General features: G+C 43.2%; 7 protein-coding genes and 4 pseudogenes. 5 read left to right on the top strand and 6 right to left on the bottom strand.

The annotated features are described in order from the left end of the window. The coding region (locus ACDD58_RS00400; RefSeq protein ID WP_370774936.1) for a PLP-dependent transferase at positions 1–489 on the bottom strand (489 nt) is incomplete at its 3' end. 252 nt (positions 490–741) lie between these two features. Here ACDD58_RS00400 and ACDD58_RS00395 point away from each other — a divergent pair. Further along, positions 742–810, top strand: a pseudogene (locus ACDD58_RS00395) (LysR family transcriptional regulator); the annotation flags it as partial. Next, a pseudogene (locus ACDD58_RS00390) lies at positions 802–975 on the top strand (gamma-carboxymuconolactone decarboxylase); the annotation flags it as partial. The pseudogenes ACDD58_RS00395 and ACDD58_RS00390, both read left to right, overlap by 9 nt. Before the next feature lie 300 nt (positions 976–1,275). Here the strand turns inward: ACDD58_RS00390 and ACDD58_RS00385 are convergent. Continuing rightward, positions 1,276–1,683, bottom strand: a pseudogene (locus tag ACDD58_RS00385) (NifB/NifX family molybdenum-iron cluster-binding protein); the annotation flags it as partial. A gap of 63 nt (positions 1,684–1,746) precedes the next feature. After that, a complete protein-coding gene (locus ACDD58_RS00380; RefSeq protein ID WP_117921215.1) occupies positions 1,747–2,130 on the bottom strand; it encodes a helix-turn-helix domain-containing protein in 384 nt (127 codons plus the stop codon). 302 nt (positions 2,131–2,432) lie between these two features. Here ACDD58_RS00380 and ACDD58_RS00375 point away from each other — a divergent pair, with 302 nt between their 5' ends. From ACDD58_RS00375 to ACDD58_RS00365, 3 genes and pseudogenes are all read left to right on the top strand, one after another. Beyond that, on the top strand, positions 2,433–3,431 hold the full coding sequence (locus ACDD58_RS00375) for an iron ABC transporter permease (protein ID WP_117921207.1): 999 nt from the start codon (positions 2,433–2,435) through the stop codon (positions 3,429–3,431). Further along, entirely contained in the window at positions 3,424–4,179 is a 756-nt protein-coding gene (locus tag ACDD58_RS00370) for an ABC transporter ATP-binding protein (protein ID WP_117921206.1), read from the top strand. The genes ACDD58_RS00375 and ACDD58_RS00370 overlap by 8 nt, the downstream gene beginning before the upstream one ends. A 207-nt stretch (positions 4,180–4,386) precedes the next feature. Beyond that, positions 4,387–4,747, top strand: a pseudogene (locus ACDD58_RS00365) (glutathione peroxidase). Between the two features lie 270 nt (positions 4,748–5,017). Here the strand turns inward: ACDD58_RS00365 and ACDD58_RS00360 are convergent. The 3 genes from ACDD58_RS00360 to cysG all read right to left on the bottom strand — a co-directional run bounded on the left by ACDD58_RS00360 (position 5,018) and on the right by cysG (position 7,348). Beyond that, the gene (locus ACDD58_RS00360; protein ID WP_117921205.1) at positions 5,018–5,428 is read right to left on the bottom strand and encodes an HI0074 family nucleotidyltransferase substrate-binding subunit; all 411 of its coding nucleotides are present in this window, start codon (positions 5,426–5,428) and stop codon (positions 5,018–5,020) included. Continuing rightward, entirely contained in the window at positions 5,412–5,681 is a 270-nt protein-coding gene (locus tag ACDD58_RS00355) for a nucleotidyltransferase family protein (protein ID WP_117921204.1), read from the bottom strand. The genes ACDD58_RS00360 and ACDD58_RS00355 overlap by 17 nt, the downstream gene beginning before the upstream one ends. 296 nt (positions 5,682–5,977) lie before the next feature. Next, positions 5,978–7,348 (bottom strand): siroheme synthase CysG, encoded by a 1,371-nt coding sequence (cysG, locus tag ACDD58_RS00350; RefSeq protein ID WP_117921203.1) that lies wholly within the window; start codon positions 7,346–7,348, stop codon positions 5,978–5,980. Positions 7,349–7,363: the final 15 nt, after the last annotated feature.

Here is a 7,363-nt window from a genome sequence, read left to right as displayed (position 1 = left end):
TGCCTTAATATCTGTTACATCCAGTCTTGGATTTCCGAGTGTCTCCGCAAAATACAGTCTTGTGTGTGCATTGGTTGCCTTGCAGAATGCATCAAGATCGTTATTCTCCACATAATGTGTTTTGATGCCAAATGCTTCCAGATCCCGGAAAAGATCAATGCTTCCACCATAAAGGCTCGCGCTTGATACGATCTCATCGCCTGCCTGTAAAATATTTGCAAATGCATTAAACATTGCAGCCATTCCGGATGCACAGGCAACGCTTGATTTACCGCCCTCTAACACAGTCATCCTTTTCTCAAATGCCTCAACGGTCGGATTATTGATCCTCGTATAGGAAAATCCCGGAGCCTGATTATGAAATATCTTTTCCAGACGCTCCGCCGATTCCTGTTCAAATGCACTCGACTGATAAATTGGTGTTAATGTTGCTCCCGTCTGCGGTTCACCCCGAAAAGCACCGTGCAGCAAAGATGTATTAAATTTCACGGTATCGCTCCTTTCATTTCCTACTTGTCGTATAGGAATAATATGTTTTAACTGAGTATAGCAGTAAAGATAATAAATTGCAAGAAGTTTTTTCCACATTTTTTATTTTTCTATTTTTGCGGATTGGATGACCGGAAGCGGTGTCGGACATTACGAATGATATGATTTGCGGGCAGGATTGAAATTGTATGCATTCGTTTTATTTAATGATATAATGAAGAGAATAAAATGGAAGTTGTGGGAATAAAAAATATGGAATTAAGACTATTGCGCTATTTTTTGACAGTGGCAAAAGAACAGAGCTTTACAAAAGCAGCAGAAATGAAGCCTGGTGACTGTATCAATATTCCGGCAGAAGTGAAACACTGGCATGGTGCCGCACCGGATGAATGGTTTTCTCATCTGGCAATTGAAGTACCTGGTGAAGAGATATCGAATGAATGGTGTGAGCCGGTTGCCTATGAAATATATAAATTGCTCCGATAACTTCAAGTTTGCCAGATTCATATCTAACAGGTAGAACAGATTTTTTTATGGATAAGATGATGCTGGGGCAAATAAAGTTTTTTATCGTTCTATCATTGATAGTACCTTGAAAAAATGCACAAAGATCGGACTTTTTTTGTGACTTTGGGAGAAAATCAGAAAATCTTAGTATGCCTGTTAATTTAAAAAATTCTGAATAATAACTTCCTCTGCTTCTTCCTCTGTAAGTCCAAGTGTACGAAGTTTCAGAAGCTGTTCATCTATAATGGCATAATGTTAATGGCTTACCGCCAATGTTTGTTAGTGATTTCCCGCACAGCCATGCTTGTCCTCGCCACAATGATGCTCTCCGCATGAATGACCATCCTCATGATCGTGGTGTGTACAGTGAACATCCGGGTTGTATGTCAGATTGCCTTCAAGATATGCTTTTACAGCTTCGTCTGCATCACCTGATACTCCACCGAACAGTTTTATTCCCGCAGCAGCAAGTGCAGCCTGTGCTCCTCCACCGATGCCACCACAGATCAGAACATCTATATCTGTTGAATTAAGAAATCCTGCAAGTGCACCATGTCCCTGTCCGTTTGTGTCCACAACCTGTGTGTTAACAATTTTGTTGTCCTCAAGATCGTACACTTTAAACTGCTCTGTGTGTCCGAAATGCTGAAAAATCTGTCCGTTTTCGTATGTCACTGCTATTCTCATTTTATCCTGTCTCCTTTATGATTTCTGTTTTACTGCTTATTATTATAGTTACATATCACAATCCTATCTGTGATAGTCACATTTCTGGCACTGTTTCATCTCATTTTCCACATCTTCCTTATAGAAAATATCTGACCACCGGCAGATACTCTGCAATATCGGAACAACCGAATTTCCTTTTTCCGTAAGTGAATACTCAACTCTCGGCGGTATCTCATCATATGATTTCCGGTCGACAATACCATCGGCTATGAGATCTTTTAACGTTGCTGCTAAAACTGCGTCTGTGATGTTATACATTTCTTTCCGTATCTCGCTGTAACGCAGTTTTTTATCGGCGGAAAGCACACATATAATACGCGATTTCCATTTGCCACCAAAGACCGCAAGACCGTATTCAAGCGGGCAACGGATATCAGCCTCTAATTTTTTTCTGTATTTTGCCATAAAAAACACCATTTTTCGCATATCAAGTTTATGTGTAAGCACAAATCTTGCGTGTGAAAAATGTTATTTTTCACACTAATCACCTGCAGGTTTTTCGTAACTGCTCAGAATCTCTGAGCCAATTACATGTATTATAACCTAAAGGTAATCTTTTTTGAAGTAACTATGAAATTTATTAGTGACCTTAACATTTAAATGAAAACCAACCCATTGCGCATTTCCCCTGCCTGTGATACCATAATGAGCAAATTTGCCATCTTTTTTTAACCAATACAAAAGACTTTTGCAGGAAGGAATCCCCTATGAAAAAGCACAAAAGCATTACCATCCTTCTGATGTGTATGTTACTCCTCGTGTCTGTCTGCGCAGGCATTTTATTTGGAAGCGTGAATATTGCATTCAAAGATATCTTACATTGTCTGACCGGGGCAGACCACAGTTCTACTTCTTATATTTTAATCACTACCGTGCGCATCCCACGCGTGCTCGGCGGACTTTTTGCCGGAATCGGTCTATCCTGTTCGGGCGTGATCTTACAGGGTGTGATGAACAATTCGCTGGCAAGTCCAAGCACGATCGGTGTCAATTCCGGCTCCGGTTTTGCAGTCATGCTCGCCATGATCTTTTTCCCGGCAAACTCATTTGCACTTCCGGTCTTTGCGTTTTGCGGCGCCCTGCTCACCACACTGCTGATCTTCTTTCTGGCTGCGCTCTCAGACAGTTCAAGGACTACGATCATTCTTGCCGGTATTACAGTCTCCAGTTTTTTAAGTGCAGGCATCAACACGATCAAACTTTTAAATACGGATATTACGGTGAACCTGACGTCTTTTCTGATCGGTTCCCTCTCCGGGCTTACCCTAAGCAGGCTGATCCTGCCGTGCCTCTGTATTGCTATTGCATTCTTTGTTTCCTTGTTTCTCGCACATCCGTTAAATCTGCTCGGGCTTGGGGATGACATCGCGCGCTCCCTTGGACTGCGCGTTTCACTCACCCGTTTTTTGCTTTTGTCCCTTGCGAGCATCCTTGCCGGATGTGTTGTCAGTTTCGCCGGTCTGCTCGGTTTTATCGGACTGATCATCCCGCATATCTGCAGGCGGCTTTTTGGCAGCGATGCACGTTTTCTTTTGCCTTGTTCTGCACTTTTGGGCAGCAGTTTTGTACTGTTATGTGACCTGCTCGGACGGATGATCTTCTCTCCATTTGAGCTGCCCGCCGGGATTATCATGTCGTTCGTCGGCGGACCGTTTTTCCTGTATCTGTTACTGAAAAAGAAAGGAGGGCGAAGAGTCCATGCTTGAATTTCGCAACGTTTCCGTTTCCTGTCAGCACACGCCGATCTTAAACGACATCTCATTAACTTTCCGTGACGGGGAGATCACCACAATCCTTGGCCCGAACGGTTGTGGCAAGACCACTCTGGTCCAGTGCTTAAACGGTGCTTCCACAGTGACCGCCGGACAGATATTCTTAAACGGACAGGATTTTCTTAAAATTTCCCCGAAAGAACGTGCAAGAGAAGTTTCCCTGCTCCCGCAGGTCCGCACGATCATTCCTGCTATTCCGGTTAAAATGCTTGTGGAACACGGGCGCTTTCCTTACCTTGGATTTTCCCGCCGGAAATCAAAGGAGGACACTGAAATTGTAAACCGTGCCATGGAATTTACCCACATCAGCCAGTATGCCGACCAGTATGTCGACACGCTCTCCGGCGGTATCCGACAGCGCGTGTTTTTTGCCATGGTGTTAGCGCAGGATTGTGATTACATCGTGTTAGACGAGCCGACCACTTACCTGGATCTGACCGGTCAGCGCGAATTTTACGCCATGATAAAGGAATTAAAAAAACAGGAAAAAACGATTATTCTGATCTTACATGATCTGAGTCAGGCGGTGCGCATCTCAGATACGCTAGTTGTCATGAACCGCAATATTGCCATGGTGGGCACGCCCAATGAGTGCCTGCAGTCGCATGTGATCGAGAATGTGTTTCAGACAAGCTGGAAAAGGTTCACGGATGAAGATGGAGAGTATTACTTTTTTGAGTAATACTCTTTTTTGCATTAATTTTTTCTTGACATATAGATTAAAATGATGTATTTTTATTTTACATTTGATTGTGTGCAATTTAATTGTTTTAAATCATTCATTTTAAAAAAAGACTTTAGTGTGAAAAATAAGATTTTTCACACGCAAGATTTGTGCTTACACACAAACTTGAGATGCGCAAAAAACAGCGCAAGAAAGGAGATTACTATGAATTTTTATGATTATGAAGCAGAGGATGCAAGATGCAATGTTGTGAAAATGGATGACTACAAGGGGGAAGGTCGTTCTTGTTGTAAACACGGCTACCCGCTGTGGATTTACCCCGTAGTACGATGATCTGCAGGATCTGTATGAAAAATATCAGGATGCAGGATTTGATCCAAACCACCCTCTCACCCCGCTGCTCGAAAGTGGATTATACCGTACCCAGCCGGATTTCCGTAACACCCCTGATATCAAGTGGAACTTTACAAAGTTTCTGATCGACCGGGATGGAAATGTGGTAGAACGGTTTGAACCTACCACTGATATGGCTGTTGTGGAAGAACGGGTTGCAGAATTGCTGTAAATTCTCCGGTTTTATGTTATACTTACCGCATGAGAGATAACATTATTTTGAACCAAAAATCCATGGATTATGCAAATAACCGTGTGGTAACACTTGGGGATCTGACACCGGAATGGCAGATGAGTCCGAGAAAGAAAAACTTTTAACATCACTGCTCGCTCACTATGGCATTGAAGCAAAAGCTTTCAATCCGGTTCATCTCGCCAACACTTTGATCTACAAGATCCCTGCCGTAAGTTACACCGCAAAACGCAGGGTTAATGACAGAGTTTACCCAACTGCATGTAACAACTGTTCTACTTTCCTTTTAAATTCATAAAACAGGTCAATATATTGTTCCACGATCGTTTTGCAATAATGCTTGACAATTTCACAATCGTAGTCATGCGCAAGCTGATTCCTTACCTTTAACATTTCCATCCATGCATCATCTGAAATTAGCTCCGCTTTATAGGATGTTTTGAGCACTTCACGCGGCGAACCCGCAATAAAGCCTGTCATCGCATAATATTCTATCAGTATATCTTTCATAACTTTCCATGACAGATCAAATGTGATGCTAAATTTTGCACTGGTTCCACTCAATACAAAAGAATCCGAAAGATCCCGCTGTTTTGCTTCTTCAAGTGCATCCAGTGAATTACAAAAAGATCTATAGCGTTTTTCAAATTTTTCGTCCATATTGTCTGATATCCTCCAACAATAACTGATTCTTACAGGTATCCATATTTACCAGATCTATACTGTACAGTGTCGGCAATTCTTCTATTTGTTCTGCAAGTGCATCAAAATCCTTCACACCGGACACGGCAACATCAATGTCACTTCTCTCCCGTGCTGTTCCTTTCGCTCTGGAGCCAAATAAGATCACCTCCACCGCCGAAAAATGCCTGCAAAGTTCTGCAACCGCCTGTATTACTTCTTCTGCCCTCACAAATACTACCTGCCTTTTTCTCATATTGAAATCATTTTAGCAGACGTTGCCGGCAATAGCAACGATTGCCTTTGACGTGTATTTATGGTTTAATATGAACAAATACATTCACAAAAAAGGAACCCGACATGAACAAACAGGAAATTTACACCTGCCTGAAAGATCACAACATCTGGCACGAGATCACGGAAACACAGTTCATGTTGTTTCCATCTAATCAGATAATATACAAAGAGGAAGCACACTCTGCTTTAAATGTGATCCATTCACTGCAGTATGCTTCCTCTTTTTTTTAATTACAACTCCATTCCTGCCGTCTCCCCGATCACAATAACCGCCGGAGACTGCATCCCGGATTCTTTTACTTTTTCTCCAATATCAAAAAGTGTTCCTCGCACACTTACCGTTTTTCCATCAAAATTTCCCTGCACCACTGCTGCCGGTGTTTCCGGAGATTTTCCATACTCCATCAGCCGTCCGGCCAGTTTTGAAAGCTGGTGCATTCCCATCAGAAATACAAGCGTACCTTCCACTGCCACAAGTTCTTTTAATCCTTCCGGCAGACTGTCGGCAGTACCTTTCGTATGTGCCGTCACCACATGAAAACTGCGGCTTTTTCCACGGTGTGTTACCGGGATTCCTGCTGCCGCCGGAACCGCAATGGCAGATGTGATTCCCGGCACTTCTGTCACCGGGATTCCTCTCGCCTTTAACGCTTCCATTTCCTCACTGCCTCTGCCGAAAACAAACGGATCTCCGCCTTTTAAGCGCACCACGCGTTTGCCTTTCTTCGCATGTTCGATCAGGATCGCATTGATTTCTTCCTGTTCCCTGCTATGTACACCGATCCGTTTCCCGACATAAATTCTTTCACAGCTCTCCGAAGCGTGGTCTAACAGACGCGTATCGATCAGATCGTCATAGACAAGCACCTCGGCTCTCCGTATTGCATTTAAACCGCGCAGTGTGATCAGGTCATACGCACCGCAGCCCGCACCGACGAGCGTTACCATGCCTAGACTAACAATTTTTTCCAATCCAGTCTGTTCCGCACTCTGGCAATAATCTCTGATCCGCTGCATCGTTTCTTTCTCATCCGGCACACGGTTTTCATCCATGCAAAGCTGTGCCGTCTCTTTTAAAAATCTTGCTCTGATCTTGTCATCTGCAATCAATTTTTTTGCAGGTTCACGGATCGATTCTAAATAATCAAGGATCTCTTCCATCTGATTCGGCAGTTCTCTCGCTATGTGGCTTCTTAATTCTGCCGCAATCTGCGGGCTGGCTCCTGCAGTGGAGATTCCAGCGGTCAGTTTTCCCTCTTTCACAAGGGATGGAAATAGAAAAACGCAGTAATCTTTGTCATCCACCACATTGATTAAAATCCCTTTTTCCTGACACAATGCACTGATCCTGTGGTTTAATTCTCTGTCATCGGTTGCCGCAATGACAAATGCACAGCCCTCGATGTCTTCCGGCACAAATGCACGCTCCTCGCACAAAAATACCGGATCCTGTTTTAATTTTTCCATGATATCAGGTGCTATTATGATAATCTTTGCACCGAACGGCTTCATCTTTTCTGCCTTGTGTGCTGCAATCCTGCCGCCGCCCACGATCAGACCTTTTTTATTTTCTATATCAATAAAAAACGGAAAATATGCCATTTTCAAACCGAACCT

Source organism: Roseburia sp. (genome assembly GCF_041325975.1).
GTDB classification, from domain to species: Bacteria; Bacillota; Clostridia; order Lachnospirales; family Lachnospiraceae; genus Roseburia; species Roseburia rectibacter.
Note: the sequence above shows the minus strand (reverse complement) of the source record. Positions and strands in the feature narration are given on the sequence as shown.